The organism is Bythopirellula superficialaquae, from assembly GCF_059632245.1.
Genome location: NZ_CP197426.1, coordinates 4,749,214 through 4,764,460, shown reverse-complemented (window position 1 = coordinate 4,764,460; position 15,247 = coordinate 4,749,214). Strand labels below are relative to the sequence as shown.

The window sequence follows — 15,247 nt, the reverse complement described above, 5'->3', positions numbered from 1 at the left end:
TTAGTGTTCCCTCTCTTAATTCTTCATCCCCGCGCGAAGCGACTTGAGTAGTTCCGCGTAAATTTTTGGTTTGAATTGCGCCCGGTTGCGTAGCTGCAAACCAAACTTATCTTCTACGCGTTTGTCTTCCGTGGAAACCAGTGCGAAGCCGCGTTCGCTATCTTCGAGTGCTTTGAGACGCGTTAAGAGTGGCGCCAAGCCTTGAACTTGCGCCCCCGATCGTTTTAGTTCTTCACCCACTAAGTAAATCGCGCCCGTGATTTGCCGGGCCGTGTCGTAATCGTGTGTTCCCTCGGCGGCGGCATCGACAAGCAGCATCAAAATCACTTCGACCTTAGCAGCATCCAACTGCATATCAGCAAGCGTTGCAGCGGTTTTGGTCGACCATGCATCCACGGCATTTCGCAACATCGCAAGTTTGACCGTGTCGCCGAACATGTTGCGGCTAAAGACATCGCGCGATTCTTCGAGAATCGCATCAAACGATTGTGTGTTGCCCGTTGCGATTTGAGTTGCCACTTGAAGGATCGGCAGGCAACCGAGTTCCAAACGGGGTCGACCGGCGAACCGTTCGACGTGACTTTCCTGCCGCCAACTCGGCGTTTGCAATTGATGATGGCACGAATAGCATTCCAGCCGCGCGAGTTCCGGCCAATTCGTCTGGCCATCGTCGGCCAAATCGACCGAAGCCTGCAAGCCAATCACGCTCGCCACGAGCACGCCGCGGGTGCGTTCAAAGCGAAACGGCTGAGCCGGGATATCGAGTCGCTTTTCTTTCTCTTCCTGGTACTCCCAGTGCCGCGGCATCTTGTCGGCGAAGGCTTCCATGTCAAAGCCCGAAAGCATCGGATGCCCCGCGGCATACATTTCGTGCGTGATCACACGGCCCAACTTCGCAATGCCAACGTGGCACGACGCGCACAGGCTGGCTCGCCGCACGGGATCTTCGAGCGCATTAAAGCCCAACTCGGCTTTCTCGGCGGGTGTTTTCTGTTGCCACGCCGTCTCATCGTGTTCATCCTCCCAAGCACTCGCCGGGCCGTGACATGCCTGACAGCTGACCCCTTCCTGAACGAACAAATTTTGGCCATTCCGAAAACAATCGGGCGACCACAACTCATCGACCGCGTTCGAAACGTGACACTGCACGCAGCCGGTTTCCTTGGCCAACACATTTTTGCCTAAGAGTTGGCCCATGCGTTGGCTGCGTGGTTCAGTCAAGACATTGTAGGCCGACGCGTGTTTGTCGTGCTCGTCCCAAATCTGCCATTCGCGTAGGCGGACCCGTTCGGTAATGCCAACCTCAGCATCGCGGGTCGCCGCCTCTTCATGGCAGCGTTGGCAACTATTCGTGCGAATAAACTGAAACGGACGGTCCGCGGTTTGCGCAAAAGAAGCCGTAGGCAAGCATGCCAGTACGACAAACACGATCAAAGTTCTCATTCGCTCACCTTCCTTTGTGCTAGAAGGCGAGCGAGCTCCGCCATTTGGGCCGTCATCTGCTGGCGACGGACCAACTCTGCCCCCGAAGTTGTATTCTCCTTGGTGAGCAGTTCAAACATCCTGGAGAGATTGGCCGTCACGGCTTGATCGACCGCATCGGGCTTTTGCTGTTTCAGGGCGAGCGTATCGAGCCGCGCTTGTTGCAACGTGGCCAGCGCGTCGTAAACCAACATCGCTTCACCGACGTCTCCCACGCCGCGTTGATAAGTTTGCACGAACGAGTTCATCAAACTGTCGATTGTCTGTAAATCCACAGGCGCGGTTTGAATCTGTTTGGCCCAGGCATCGAGTTCTTCGCCCACTGCTCGGGCGTTGGCGGCAACATCGTGGCGCTCCGCTTTCAATGAGCCAGCCGACTGCGCTAGCTTGGCGAGTTGCTGCTGCAAGGAATCGGCGCTGCCACTTTTTTCCAATGCCGACGCGATCAATCCTGCATGCTCGCGGACCAGATGATGGTTCCAATCGTCCCAGCGAATTGTCTGCCCGGACAGCATCCCCGCGGCCGCCGCGCGATCTTGTCGATAGGCTTCATCCAGCAGGTCGTGATGACAAGCCCCGCACGACCATTCGGAAAGCTCGGGCCAAATCGGCCCCTGCGCCGCACGGTGTTCGAGTTGCTTGATCGCCGCGCGGGAGGCCGCGGTTTGGCCGAGCACCCACGCCAGGAATTCGTAATTGCCATCGAACCGCGCGCGGTCTTTGCGCTCGTCCCAATGTTTGGGGAGCGCCTGCAAGTAAGCTCCCATCTCGAATTGCAAACGCGGATGACCCGCGGCAATCAAATCGTGGTTCACTTCACGGCCAGGACTGCCCACATGACAGCTCGCGCAGATTTGCCCACGCGAATAAAGATTCTTGGTGTCCCACATTCCCAAGCGTTCGCGATTCGCGGCATCGAATCCCGGCAAATAATGCTCGGCAAGCCAACCTTCAGCGGGACCGTGGCACGCTTCGCAGCCTACGCCGTCGGTGACCACTTCGCCCGCTTCATCGACGGCCGACGCGAAGGTCGTCGAATGACACGTGAGACAGCGTTTGTCTTCATACGGCGGCACGGCGGAATTGAATTTGTCACCGTCGAGCTTCTGCACCATCTTGAGCGATTCGTCGCTGTATAGTGTGCTATGAGCCTGGGCATGCGGATCGGCGGAAATCCAGATGTTGTATTCGCTGCCCAGGAGTTCATGCGGTTTCGCAGTGCCGTGGCACCCGCTCGCCGTGCAAGAGCCGACCCCCGTGAGCCGCCAGCCGATTTCTTCCGCCGTCGGTTCCGCTTCAAGACCTACCTGGGTCAACTGAATACGCGGAGCTTCTTCCGCGCAGCCGTTGAAGCTAAGTATCCCCGCCACTCCGAAGCAGCAAATTAGTGGCACGATATTCCAACGACTCATCGCGACACCTCCTGACCTTCGAAGAAAGTGAGGAGTTTTGCAGCATCGGCATCGTTTGGCGCTGGTTTCGCTGGGCCGTGATAGTCGTGGCACAACACACAGTCGGCCGCGATGCTTACATTGGGCGGTACTGGGTGAGAACCGTGGCACTTGCGACAGTTGGCGATCCCCGGCAACAAGATGTCGGTAGTAAGTGTGCTCCTGGTTACGTCATGACAATCAGTACAAGCGACCGTCAAATGCGCCGCGTGATTGAACTCGCCGTGCGAAAACCAACGGTCGGGAATCATCGCGCGCATCGCATTGATTTCACTTGACACGAACTGCGGATTCAGCGTCGGCACATACCAATTCCCGTCTCGAATCTCGACGTGATGGCATTTGCGGCAGAGCCCCTTGGCTTCCAAGCCAAACACCGCATGATCTGCCGCGGACAACATCGCGTCGGCGGATTCTGCTTGCGGATCGTTCAGGATCGCCGGTGTGGGGAGTCGGCGAATCGTGGGAGGCGTTTCGGCGGGTGTCGGCTGAGTCAATGTTTTGGTCACGCGTTCGCGGATCGCTCCACGCACCAATTCCGGGGCCGCATGTGGCAGTTCGCCCAATGCCGCCAGATCGTCAGCCAATCGCAGCGGATGGCAGGAAGCGCAATGTTGCTCGTAAACAATCGGCTGCATGAACTGGCCATCGGCTTCCGGCACGTGACAGTCCGCGCACTTGAGTTGTACTTTTTGCCGGTTTGCATCGAGCACGCCTTGGGGCGCGAGATGCACCTTGTGATTGAAAATCACACCGCCGTTATCGACCCACTTTCCCTCATCGTTTCGAACGGCCACATGATGTATGCCATGTTGCGTGCCAATGCCCTCTGCGCGAAAGAAAGCAAACTCGGGATGCCCTTGCGTCCCTTCATCAAAGGTAATCACCTCGGCCATGAAGTGGGATTCGCTGCCGGGAGCAGTCTGCATATTTCCATGACAGCTCGCGCATTGATGGTCGGCAACCTCCACAAACGGTATCTCGGGGCGATGCTCTTGATGGCAAGTTGCACAAGCGGGTTCGTTCTCACCAAGTCGGGGGTGATGATCCCCCACCGTGGGGTGGCAGCTCAAACAAGCCACGTTGGGAACCGAATGCCGGCCGCTATCAAGCGAAGCCAGCCGCAGGGCCGATTCCCAAGACGACGTGTGGCATTTCTGGCAATCCATGGCAAAAGCCGCGTGGGACTGCGAAACGGGCCCCGCCCAGAAGGCCTTGTTGCCCTGGACGAAATAGAGCACAAACCCTACAAGACAAGCCAAAAATAAGGCCAACCAGTTCCAGCGACGCTTCCAAAGTCGCGTCGCGAGCGGGCGGCGAGGATAATCGATGGCGTACTTCTCGGCGATCAGCTTCTCATCGTGAGCGCCGGGCATGATTTAGGTTTCTCGTCTGAAGGGCAGCAAGAAGGTCGCCAATCACCTTCGTGGAAACACGGCAGGCGACGGGCGGCTTGGATTATAAATGAACCGAAATAGCGTGTCCAGAAATGCGGCACGACCGTTAGAGTCGTTGCCAACCGCCGTCGAGTCGAATTGCATGGCGGAGTTGGACGATGCTAACAGTTGATGAGAAAAGGGCAACTTGTCTGTTCGCGGGAAGATGGCGGGCAAAGTCAACCGATGAACTGCCCTACAAACGTGAAACAACCCTGAGTGCGTATGTATCAAGCACGGCAATGGCTGGCGGAGCTTTCGCGGGGATCGACTCGGTCGAGCCGTCCGCGGTGCGCACCGCGGCGGTTACTGATGCCCGAGCGGCTGGAAGATCGCAATGCTCCCGGCGTCTTATTGCCACTCATGGCAACACTCCCCACGGCGAGTGGATTTGAAAGCAGCGACAGTTCCGCCTTCGACGAGGCGGAACGCCGTGAAGTGCGCTACTCTTATCGAGCCGATGCAATCTCGCCAACGCCCGCATTTCACTTCTCGATTCTGAACTTTGTCGATGCCCTACGCGCCGAAGAAGCGACTCGCCAGCAACGGCACGTCCAACGGCCATTGAAACTGGAAACTTTTCAATCGAGCATTCCCAAAGACCTTGTTGCTCTCAACGAAGTCTTTGCGTCGCTTATCGATGATCCGCTTGAAGAACCCCCGCCAGTGATTCAGCCCGTCGAACCGGGCCCCGAGCCTGAACCAGAAGCCGAGACTCAACCACCGGCAAGTGGCCCGAGCGCATCAACACCAACTGTCACCGGCAGTGAGAGTACTGATGTTGCCGCGCCAGTGAATTCGTTGTCCCCGGTCATCAAACCAAGCCCCCCTGCTCTGCCAGATGTGCCGCTGCCTGTTGAAGTTGTGCCTGTCGAAAGCGAACCGCCTGTTGATGACACGACCAATGAATTGCCTGTCACTCAGCCGACGGAACCTGAACAGCCGAGCGCAGAAACGCCTAGCGAACCGGTGATCGTTCCTCCCGCGACAGAACCAACATCGCCCGCTGTTCCTAGCACTCCGGTTGAGGAGCCTTCGCCGGTGATTCAACCGGTGATCACCGATCCGGCAAGCGAACACAATCAGCCCAGCCCTGAGCCTGTCATCGAAGAACCTGCACCCGAGCCGGTTGTAGAAGAACTTGTTAGCGAACAAGAGCCAACTCCCGAGCCCGAGGTTATTACTCCACCCATCGCTGAACCTGTACCCGTTGTCGTCGAAGAACCGACACCTGACGTTCCCACCCAACCGGCAATCGAAACGCCTCAACAACCTGCCTTCGAGCCGAGTGAACCAACTTCCGAAGAGCCTGTTCCCGCGGAACAGCCACCCGTTGCTGAAACTCCTCAAGCGGAAGTAACGCCTGATCAGCCCGCCACAACGCCCCCAATCACAACGCCCACCGTCGAGCCAGAGCCAACACCCGCGCCAGTTGTCACTCCCCCCGTGATTACCGCGCCGCCGGTCGAGACATTGGCGAGCCCCGAGCAACTTTCAGCAATGGAAGTCGAGCAGCTTTTGGATCGCGCGTCAGCAGCCACTTCGCGAACCGATGCGATCATCGCCATCGTTGATCGCGGTGGACACATCTTGGGCGTGCGCGTGGAAGCGGATGTCTTCATCAACATCCCCAACCAAGACACGCTCGTGTTCGCCATCGACGGTGCCATTGCCAAAGCGCGCACCGCAGCGTTCTTCTCGAGCGACCAAGCGATTCTCACCTCGCGCACGATTAGGTTCATCAGCCAATCTACGGTTACCCAGCGCGAAGTCGAAGCCAATCCCAACAGCACGGTCGACACGATTCGCGGCCCCGGGTTTGTCGCACCGATCGGACTCGGCGGCCATTTTCCGCCTGGTGTCGCCTACACGCCGCACGTTGATTTGTTCGCCATCGAGCACACCAACCGCGATAGTTTGGTTCACGCTGGCGCAAACGGGATTCGCCAACCGATCACCGTCGACAACGACGGCAACCCCATCGCCGGCAGCGGCGACGACATTTTCCTCGGCACGCGGTTTGGAGCCAACTTCGCGCCAGGAAAAGATATTTATGCTCCCGAATCTTACGGCTTGGTCTCCGATTTATTGAGCACTGCTCAATCCCGCGGTATGGCGACGCTTCCCGGCGGGGTACCGTTGTACAAAACTTACAACGGGGAAACGATTCTCGTTGGCGGCATCGGCGTGTTCTTCCCCGCGGAAGATGGCTACGCCACGTTTGAGCAAAACTTCCAAGCGGGCGCGGGACAAACCACTCAAGAGCGATTGAACGCGCCACTGGTGCTCGAAGCCGAATACACCGCCGCGGTCGTCGCCGCGAATTCGACGACCATCGACGGCATGCCTCCGGTCGCGGGGCTGGGCTTGCTGAGCCTTCCGGGTGAAGGCCGCATCGACCTCAACGGCATCACGCTCGAATCCTTTGGGCCGCAACCGTACAAGTTAAGTTCGTTCCTCGCTTGGGGAGCCAGCAAGTACAGCCCTGGCACCGTGAGCGGCATGCTCATGCCGGTCACAAAAGGGGGAGCCACCACGCTTGATGGCGAAGCTGTCCCCGACGGGTGGCTTGTGGAGCCCACGGCCGGATCCCTGCTCACGGCTCAGCAAGTGGAAGACATTATCAATCGAGGAATTGAAGAAGCTCAGCTCGTGCGGGCGGCAATTCGCTTGCCGCTCGGCACGCGGACTTCGATGGTGCTGGCCGTCACCGATCTTGATGGCGAGGTGCTGGGGCTCTATCGCATGCCCGACGCCACGGTGTTTTCCATCGACGTGGCGGTCGCCAAGGCACGCAATGTAGCTTATTACTCCGACGCTGCGGCGTTGCAGCCTGAAGATCAGTTGGACGGCGTTGCCGCGGGTGTGGCGTTCACCAACCGCACCTTCCGCTATGTGGCCGAACCCCGTTATCCGTCGGGAATCGACGGCACAACACCACCGCCATTTTCGATTCTCCTGACCCCCGGAGTGAATCCTCAAACGGCCGAAAATATGCCGGGCGTGACTCCGCTGGATTCGCAGTTTACGACGGCCTTGGGTTACGACGCTTTCAATCCCGGCACAAATTTCCACGAGCCGCTTCCTTCCACAGGCTATCAGAATGGGGTAGTCTTCTTTCCCGGCAGTACGCCGCTGTACAACAACACGACCTTGGTCGGTGGCTTCGGAGTGAGCGGTGACGGCGTTGATCAAGACGACGTCGTGACGTTCTCCGGAGCGGGCGAATTTTTGCCTTATCGCGATTCACCGATCACCCGTGCCGACGAAGTAATTTTTGACGACGTGCGGCTGCCTTATCAAAAGTTCCCCAGGAATCCTCGCGCGTAGCACCAGTGCCCCATGTTGATTGACCGTTCGCATCGGCTCTGGATCGTGACGACTTTGGCGATGACGGCGGGCGCAACGGTCCTTTATGTGTGGTACGCCCGTACCTGGCCCACTGGCCCCGCGGGACGCACTTGGCCCGGCATGTTGTTCGGCGTGGCGGGAACTTTGTTGATGCTGTTCGCGGGCATGCTTTCGGCACGTAAAAAAACGATTCGCATTCGTTGGGGCTCATTAGGCGGTTGGCTCAAGGGGCACATCTGGCTAGGTTTGTTGAGCGTGCCGCTGATTTTCTTTCACTCGGCTTTCCGTTGGGGCGGCTTGCTCGAACAATTGCTCATGGGGGTGTTCTTGGCCGTAATTGTCAGCGGCATCTTGGGAGTGATCCTGCAAAACATTTTGCCGAGGTTGATGAAATCGCAGCTCGACAGCGAAGCCGTCCCCGATCAGTTGGCGCATCTTTGCCGAGGTTTGCAACGCGAAGCCGATGCGTGCCTCATTGCAGGCTGCGGGGGCAGCGCGGTGGAACTTGCTCTCAAGCGCGATGCCAATGCCTCGGCCCCCCCACCGACTGATCCCACGAATTGGCTCATCAACTTCTATTTGGAGACCGTCCGGCCGTTTTTAGGTGCTGCCCCAATGGCGGGAACTGTGCTCGGCAGCAAACGGCAAGGCGAGCTCGTGTTTGAGCAAGCGCGCTCCTCCGTCTCCGACAAACAACGTGGCACGGTCGATCAACTCGAAGAGCTGTGCCGGGTGCGACGGCAACTCCAACTTCAAGTCCAGCTGCATAGATTGCTGCATGGTTGGTTGAAAGTCCATATTCCGTTGTCCATCATATTGCTGGTGTTCACCGTGCTGCATATCGTGACGGCCTTGCACTACTAAGTTGGCGAAACTCATGAACCAGCCACCAAAACGCATAGCGATTATCGGTGGCGGCTTTGCCGGGGTCTACGCGGCGAAGTATCTCTGTAAGCAACTCCGCCGCGCGCGGCTCGACAACGTCGAAGTCGCGCTCATTAGCCGTGAAAATTACCTCGTTTTCCAGCCGCTACTCCCCGAAGTGGTTGCCGGGGCCGTGCAAATGCTCCACACGATCAGCCCCATTAGGCGGATCGTGCCCGACGCGGCGCTCCATGTGCGTGCTGTGCAAGAAATCGATCTCGCGGCGGGAACGCTCACGCTAGAACCGGGTTACATCCCGCGTACGCACAAACTCCATTTCGATCATTTGGTCGTCGCCTTGGGGACGCGGCTCGCTCGAGACAGCGTGCCGGGGATGAACGAACACGCGATTCCCTTCAAGTATTTGGGCGATGCCCTGCGCCTGCGGCATCAAGTCGTCCATGTCCTCGAAGAAGCCGCGATTACAATTGATCCCGATGAACGGCGAAGACTGTTGACCTTTGTCGTCGCCGGCGGCGGGTTTTCTGGCGTGGAATGCATCGCCGAGATGCACGATTTTCTCCGCCATGCGGTCACGTCGTTTCCCAGCATCGATCCGTCGGAATTGCGATTGGTCTTATTGCAAAGCGGTCCGGCGATTCTGCCTGAAATGAAACCCAAGCTCGCTGCCTTTGCCCATCAGATTTTGGAAAAACGTGGCATCGATATTCGCGTGAATATTCGCCTGACCGCCGTGACCGCGCAATCGGCGATCACCGTTCACAAACAGTCGGGTGAAACTTCGGTCATCCCCACGCGGACCGTTGTTGCCACCGTCCCCGTAGAACCTCATCCGCTCCTCACCACGCTTCCCAGCGCCAAAGAGAAAGGCAAACTGCTCGTCAACAATTGTTTACATACCGCCGAATGGCCCAACCTGTGGGCGATTGGTGATTGCGCTGCCATTCCACTCGCCGATGGCAGCTTTGCGCCACCAACGGCTCAGCATGCCGTGCGTCAGGCGAAACGCTGCGCCGAAAACATCGTCGCGCGACTTACCGATCAACCGCTTCAGCCGTTTAGCTTTCAATCACTGGGTTCGCTCGCTTCGCTGGGCAGGCATTCCGCCGTAGCCGAAGTCATGGGAATTAGCCTCTCCGGCTTCGTGGCGTGGATCATGTGGCGGGCGATCTATCTCACGAAATTTCCAGGCTGGGATCGCAAGCTGCGCATCTTGGCGGATTGGTTCATGGATTTGGTTTTGCCACGTGATATTACCGAGCTCAGAATTTTTCCCGCCGCGGCAGTCCGGCGCGAGCATTTCATCGCGGGCGAAGTGCTGTTTCATCAAGGAGATATTGGCGACCGCATCTATTTTGTCGTGACCGGCGAAGCCGACGTGGAAGTCAACGGCGAAATCGTGGCAACTGTCGGCCCGAGCAGCGTGATTGGTGAAATCGCTCTCGTTAAGGAAACACCACGCACAGCCACCGTTCGTGTGAAATCTGATCTCGACGCGGCCAGCGTCTCGGCAGAGACGTTTCATACGCTTGTGGCCCACTTTCCCGGCGTCAAGGAAGCGATGGAAGAGATTATGGGCAAACACCTCGCCGCCGACAGCATCCGCGACAGCCACCGCTAGTTAGCCGGCATCGTCCCGATGGCGAGTTTTCTTAAATATGACCGGCCAAAAATCGCTTTGCCCCGCGCCTCCCATGCGATATATTGACGGCTGGTTCGTTTCTATCAAATTCGGGGAGGAAACGGAGCAGGAACATGAAACAGGCATTTATCGTTGCACTATGTTTGCTTTCGTTGTCGGCGATCGCTTCTGCGGAAGTGAAGCAGCTGCCGGTCAACAAACTTTTCCAACAAGCTCTCGCCGCCGACATCGCGGGCAACGAGCAACTCCGCGATTCTCTGTTGGCGGAGGTGCTGGCTCAAGACCCTGATCACAAGCTCGCGCATTGGCAAAGTGGTCAAGTCCTACACAATGGCCGTTGGTCGTCGCTTAAGAAAATCGAAGCCGAAGTCGCGAGTGATCCCCGTTGGCAGGACTATCGTGACCGGGTTGCGGCAGGAGAAGACACGCTCGCCGCCCATGCGGAGTTGGCTCGTTGGTGTCAAAAACAAGGTTTGGAGTTGGAAGCTCGCTGGCATTGGTTCAACGTCTTGCGACACGAAAGCAAAAACCGCGAAGCCTTGGGGGCTCTCGGCCTGAAAATGTATCAGGGCGAATATCTCGCTCCCGAAGAGATCGCCGCGCGTGAAGCCGCCGCGCAACAAGCAAAGCAAGATTTTCGCCGCTACACCAAGCTAGTCAAAGCGGCGCTCCGAGAAGCCGAAGAGCAAAGCGGCAACGAAAATATAAGCGCACTAAGCCTGATTGCGAATCTGCGCGACGTCCCCGCGGTGACGGCCATTTCCGAAGTTCTGTTTGCTGACCCTGCCTACGAAAAACGCATTCTCGCTCGGCAAGGCCAGGACGAAGGCGAGAAGTTTCTTAGACAGGTCCAGCGGGCCGGCATCGCCGCGTTTTCGGCCATGCCCGAGCATGATGCAACGCTCAAGTTGATGGAAATTTCCATTTTCGCTTCCGACGAGCAAATTCGCCACGATGCCGCCGAGGCACTCAAATATCGGGAACTCACCGATTTTGTGCCGCTGTTAATGGCGGGTCTCGCCATGCCCATCGAATATTCCGCACAAATGAATGTCTCTGCGAATGGGCTGATTTTGGTCACCGAAGATTATTCAGAAACAGGTCCCCTTGCTAAAGCGACGCAGGCCCACACAAGTACCTACGATTCAAAAATTGTTCGCTGGCGAGGCCGAAGAGAAATGGCCAAGATGGCATCGGTCGGGCAGAAAGCCCTCCCGTTTGAGGTCACAAAGCCCAATCTGCAACGTGACTACATGCAAGCCGTGCAAAAAGTGACAACAGCTACTCAGCAAATCGAGATTGAAAATCAACTACGTGAGCAAAGAAATGCCCGAATCGAAGAAGTCTTAACCACGGTTACTGGCCAGCAATTCAGCGATGGCCCCAAAAAGTGGTGGACTGCTTGGATGCAATTCAACGATGTTTACTCTCCAGAAACATTGCCTGAATATCGGCGAGAGATCGAGCAAGATTATTCGAGGTATTTGGAATTTCGCACGATGTCCTGTTTCGTGGCGGGGACACCCGTTTGGACACAGGCGGGCCCTGTGGCTATTGAAAAGATCAAGATTGGTGATCTCGTTCTCAGTCAAGACCCCCACATGGGCGAAATTAGCTATCGGCCGGTCATCGATCGTACTGTTCGCCCTCCGTGTGGCACAGTGAAGATGGTCGTGAATGACGAGACGATCGTCGCCACGCGCGGCCATCGTTTTTGGATCAGTGGCCAAGGTTGGGAAATGGCCAAATTTCTCAAAGCCGGTTTGCCACTCGTGGCGATCGGTGGTTCGTTAAAACTTGAGTCCGCCAATCCCGATCAGGAAGCCGAAGCGTATAACTTGGAAGTTGGCGAATTTCATACCTATTTCGTCGGCAAGAATCGTATTCTCGCGCACGACAACACGTGCCCCCAACCGACAACCAACGTGCTCCCCGGCGTTTCGCCACGCGCGGAATTCGCGCCTCAACTCGCACTCAAAAATTAATTATTTATTCTGCACTCCATTTTTGGCCAGGCGATTTGGCCGCGCGGATGTGATAGGTTTGGCGAGCCTCCCGCGCGAGCGGGGGGAAAAATTGTTGGCCGAATTCCACTGAAGATGGATGCATTTCCGGCAATGCACCGGGTAATCGTATGGTTCGTGGTTTCAATTTTTCATGATTTTTTAAATCGCGAATGAACCCTGCCAAGTTGGAAGAGTTGGACAAGTTGGAAGTCTTGAAATGAGATCGACGCCGCTGGTGGCTTGACGACAGAGTCCGTAGACAAATTGTTTGCCGTCGGGCAAAGTGTGAGGATGATCCGCGCGTTCTTACCACACATTTTTGCCGAAGCGGCGAGCCCCCAGTGGCCCGACGGAATCGATGCTTCGCTCACCGTCACGGTGCTGGCGCTGATGTTTGGCATTCCGCTGTTGGGTTACGTGGCGATGGTGATTGATTTCCGGCGTTACTTGCGTTCGCTCCGTCGGGCGTTGGTGGTTGTTTCGCAAGTGATGCCAGTCGTGCCGTACTGGGCGTTGATGCAACGACCAGCCTGCTTGCGGGCGTTAGGCTTGGAATTGCCAATCACCGAGGAAGACGTGCTCGCCGCCTACCGCGAACAAGCGAAAACGATGCATCCCGACCGCGGGGGCGATTTGCAGGAGTTTTTGCGATTGCAGAAGCATTTCGAGCAGGCCATGCACATTGCCCAAAGACAGCAGGTCCAATAACGCTTGCTAGCATGTGATCTGATCTTGCGAGTTGGATGGGGCTGGAGATAGTATCCGGCATCTCTCCGCCGTGACCCTTATCTTACTGGGCGGAGTGCAGGCACACTGGCAGTCAGGACGACGGCCACGATATTCAGGGGAAAGGATGCCACTATGCCGACCACGCTCGCCGAATTGGCGACACTTGTCGGAGGCCGCTTGTGCGGCGCTGATTCGATCGCGGCCGAAGCTGTTGTGATTCGCGGAGCTGCGATTCTCGACGTGGCCCAAGAGGGCGAGATCACGCTGGTCGATCACGCCGATCGCGCGCCGCATTGGCAGAAGTCGGTGGCCGCTGCGGCGATCGTTCCCGATGATTTTCCAACTGGCGAGAAAACAACCATCGTTGTGGATGACGTCCACGCGGCGTTCACGAAAGTGGTGAATCATTTTCGCCCCCGACGAACAAAGCGGCAAACGGGAATCAGTGCGGCGGCTTGGATCAGTGAATCCGCTCAATTGGGCGAGGACGTGGAAGTCCATCCCGGCGCGTCGATTGGCGATGACGTGGTGATCGGCGACGGCGTAACGATTCACTCCGGTGCGCGGATCATGGCCGGCTGCGTGATTGGCCGTGGCACGACGATTTTTCCGAACGTTGTGCTCTACGAAGACACGCAAGTTGGCGAGCGGGTGATCCTTCATGGCGGCGCCGTGATCGGCGCGTATGGATTCGGCTACAAGCAAATCGATGGATCGCACAGAATTTCGGCTCAACTTGGTTATGTCGTTTTGGGCAACGACGTGGAAATCGGCGCTTGTGCCACCGTGGATCGTGGTACATATGGTGCGACCACAATTGGCGATGGAACGAAGATCGATAACTTGGTGCAAGTCGCGCATAACTGCCGTCTCGGCAAGCACAACCTGATTTGCGGGCAGGTCGGTATCGCGGGCAGCACGACCACCGGAGATTACGTAGTGATGGCGGGACAAGTCGGCGTCCGCGATCACGTGCATATTGGGCAAGGAGCCGTGCTGTGTTCGATGGCCGGCATTTCCAACAATGTTCCCGATGGCGAAATCATGCTGGGCCAACCGGCGACTTCGCTAAGGCGGCAGAAACTACAAATGGCGGCGATTGCGAAACTTCCGGAAATGCGACGGGAGTTTCGCCATTTGCAACAGCAGCTGATTGCATTGCAAAAACAAAAGGGCCCTGAAAGCCAATTAACACCAGACGAACAAGCGGCTTAAGTTTGTAAGACACCATGCCTTTCCGTTTGCACAAACAAGAAACCGATTCACTCACCGATGACCAACGGCCGTTGGCCGTCATTGCCGGTTGGGGCAACTATCCTTTGGCCGTAGCCGAGGCATTGAAGAAACAAAATCGGCGGATCGTGGGAATTGGGATCATCGATCACGCTGATCCCAAGCTGGCCGATTACTGCGAGCAGTTTGATTGGATCGGCATCGGCGGCATTGGCAGAGCGATACGACTGTGCAAACGCTGGGGAGCGCAGCAGGCCATCATGGCTGGTAAGTTGCATAAGGTCATGTACTACCAACCCAATTGGTGGATCAAACATCGTCCCGATTGGAAATGCCTGAAAGCCTTCTATCCGCAATTGCTCGGCTTTGCCGACCGCAAGGACGACACATTACTTAGCGCGCTAGTGAATGCCTTTGCTGCCGAGGGAATAGCCTTTCAGAATGTAGCCGATGTTGCGCCGAACTTGCTTGTGCAAGCAGGACACATCGCAGGTAAGCCACTCACGTCGAAACAACAAAAAGACGTTGAGTTTGGCTGGCAGATTGCCAAAGCGATCGGCGGTCTTGATATCGGCCAAAGTGTTTGCATTAAAGATCAAACTGTAATTGCTGTGGAAGCCATCGAAGGGACCGACCTTTGCATCCGCCGCGCGGGTGAACTTTGCACGGCAGGTGGTATGACAATTGTGAAAGTCGCCAAGCCTTCACAGGACATGCGTTTTGACGTCCCAACCGTCGGACTTAAGACCCTAGAGTCGATTGCCGCTGCAGGGGGGCGAGTTCTCGCCATTGAAGCTGGCAAGACAATCCTGCTTGACCAGCAGAAATTTATAATCGCCGCGCGACATCTTAATGTCTCAGTAGTCGCTTGGGACGAGGCCACTCTGGCCCGCCTGGCAGCCTAAAGTAGTGGAAATTCGCTTTTTCCCGAGAAAGGGAATTTCCACACTCCTGCCGGCTTTTCCGGTGGTAATTCCCGCTTAGAGCATGTTTTCCTGCTCTCAATTCGTTGTAAGGTGCATTCCAGAAACA

10 protein-coding genes are annotated in these 15,247 nt (G+C 56.8%); 7 read left to right on the top strand and 3 right to left on the bottom strand.

Going from position 1 to position 15,247, the window contains the following annotated elements; genetic code table 11:
• Window positions 1–15: 15 nt before the first annotated feature.
• Genes SH678x_RS19675 through SH678x_RS19665 form a run of 3 tightly spaced genes read right to left on the bottom strand, consistent with a single transcriptional unit; the run spans window position 16 to window position 4,309 of the window.
• Window positions 16–1,443: a multiheme c-type cytochrome gene (locus SH678x_RS19675; RefSeq protein WP_496920161.1), complete on the bottom strand. Its 1,428-nt coding sequence runs from the start codon at window positions 1,441–1,443 to the stop codon at window positions 16–18.
• Window positions 1,440–2,894 (bottom strand): multiheme c-type cytochrome, encoded by a 1,455-nt coding sequence (locus SH678x_RS19670; RefSeq protein WP_496920160.1) that lies wholly within the window; start codon window positions 2,892–2,894, stop codon window positions 1,440–1,442. The genes SH678x_RS19675 and SH678x_RS19670 overlap by 4 nt, the downstream gene beginning before the upstream one ends.
• Window positions 2,891–4,309: a cytochrome c3 family protein gene (locus tag SH678x_RS19665; protein ID WP_496920159.1), complete on the bottom strand. Its 1,419-nt coding sequence runs from the start codon at window positions 4,307–4,309 to the stop codon at window positions 2,891–2,893. Before SH678x_RS19665 ends, SH678x_RS19670 begins: the two co-directional genes overlap by 4 nt.
• A 279-nt stretch (window positions 4,310–4,588) precedes the next feature.
• Here SH678x_RS19665 and SH678x_RS19660 point away from each other — a divergent pair, with 279 nt between their 5' ends.
• From SH678x_RS19660 to SH678x_RS19630, 7 genes are all read left to right on the top strand, one after another.
• Window positions 4,589–7,699 carry a hypothetical protein gene (locus SH678x_RS19660; protein ID WP_496920158.1) on the top strand — a complete coding sequence of 1,037 codons (3,111 nt, stop codon included), beginning with the start codon at window positions 4,589–4,591 and terminating at the stop codon, window positions 7,697–7,699.
• Window positions 7,700–7,711: 12 nt separating this feature from the next.
• The gene (locus tag SH678x_RS19655) at window positions 7,712–8,584 is read left to right on the top strand and encodes an MFS transporter (RefSeq protein ID WP_496920157.1); all 873 of its coding nucleotides are present in this window, start codon (window positions 7,712–7,714) and stop codon (window positions 8,582–8,584) included.
• 13 nt (window positions 8,585–8,597) lie between these two features.
• Window positions 8,598–10,226: an FAD-dependent oxidoreductase gene (locus SH678x_RS19650; RefSeq protein WP_496920156.1), complete on the top strand. Its 1,629-nt coding sequence runs from the start codon at window positions 8,598–8,600 to the stop codon at window positions 10,224–10,226.
• A 134-nt stretch (window positions 10,227–10,360) separates the two neighbouring features.
• Window positions 10,361–12,232: a polymorphic toxin-type HINT domain-containing protein gene (locus SH678x_RS19645; protein ID WP_496920155.1), complete on the top strand. Its 1,872-nt coding sequence runs from the start codon at window positions 10,361–10,363 to the stop codon at window positions 12,230–12,232.
• 312 nt (window positions 12,233–12,544) lie between these two features.
• Complete coding sequence (locus SH678x_RS19640; protein WP_496920154.1) at window positions 12,545–12,961, top strand: hypothetical protein; 417 nt, start codon at window positions 12,545–12,547, stop codon at window positions 12,959–12,961.
• Window positions 12,962–13,114: 153 nt separating this feature from the next.
• Entirely contained in the window at window positions 13,115–14,197 is a 1,083-nt protein-coding gene (gene lpxD, locus SH678x_RS19635) for a UDP-3-O-(3-hydroxymyristoyl)glucosamine N-acyltransferase (RefSeq protein ID WP_496920153.1), read from the top strand.
• A 14-nt stretch (window positions 14,198–14,211) separates the two neighbouring features.
• Window positions 14,212–15,120: an LpxI family protein gene (locus SH678x_RS19630; protein WP_496920152.1), complete on the top strand. Its 909-nt coding sequence runs from the start codon at window positions 14,212–14,214 to the stop codon at window positions 15,118–15,120.
• Window positions 15,121–15,247 lie beyond the last annotated feature (127 nt).

Bases quoted from the DNA above. Each gene is read 5' to 3' on its own strand.
- SH678x_RS19675 (WP_496920161.1), bottom strand. From the start codon at position 1,443: ATGAGAACTTTGATCGTGTTTGTCGTACTGGCATGCTTGCCTACGGCT.
- SH678x_RS19670 (WP_496920160.1), bottom strand. From the start codon at position 2,894: ATGAGTCGTTGGAATATCGTGCCACTAATTTGCTGCTTCGGAGTGGCG.
- SH678x_RS19665 (WP_496920159.1), bottom strand. From the start codon at position 4,309: ATGCCCGGCGCTCACGATGAGAAGCTGATCGCCGAGAAGTACGCCATC.
- SH678x_RS19655 (WP_496920157.1), top strand. From the start codon at position 7,712: ATGTTGATTGACCGTTCGCATCGGCTCTGGATCGTGACGACTTTGGCG.
- SH678x_RS19650 (WP_496920156.1), top strand. From the start codon at position 8,598: ATGAACCAGCCACCAAAACGCATAGCGATTATCGGTGGCGGCTTTGCC.
- SH678x_RS19645 (WP_496920155.1), top strand. From the start codon at position 10,361: ATGAAACAGGCATTTATCGTTGCACTATGTTTGCTTTCGTTGTCGGCG.
- SH678x_RS19640 (WP_496920154.1), top strand. From the start codon at position 12,545: ATGATCCGCGCGTTCTTACCACACATTTTTGCCGAAGCGGCGAGCCCC.
- lpxD (WP_496920153.1), top strand. From the start codon at position 13,115: ATGCCGACCACGCTCGCCGAATTGGCGACACTTGTCGGAGGCCGCTTG.
- SH678x_RS19630 (WP_496920152.1), top strand. From the start codon at position 14,212: ATGCCTTTCCGTTTGCACAAACAAGAAACCGATTCACTCACCGATGAC.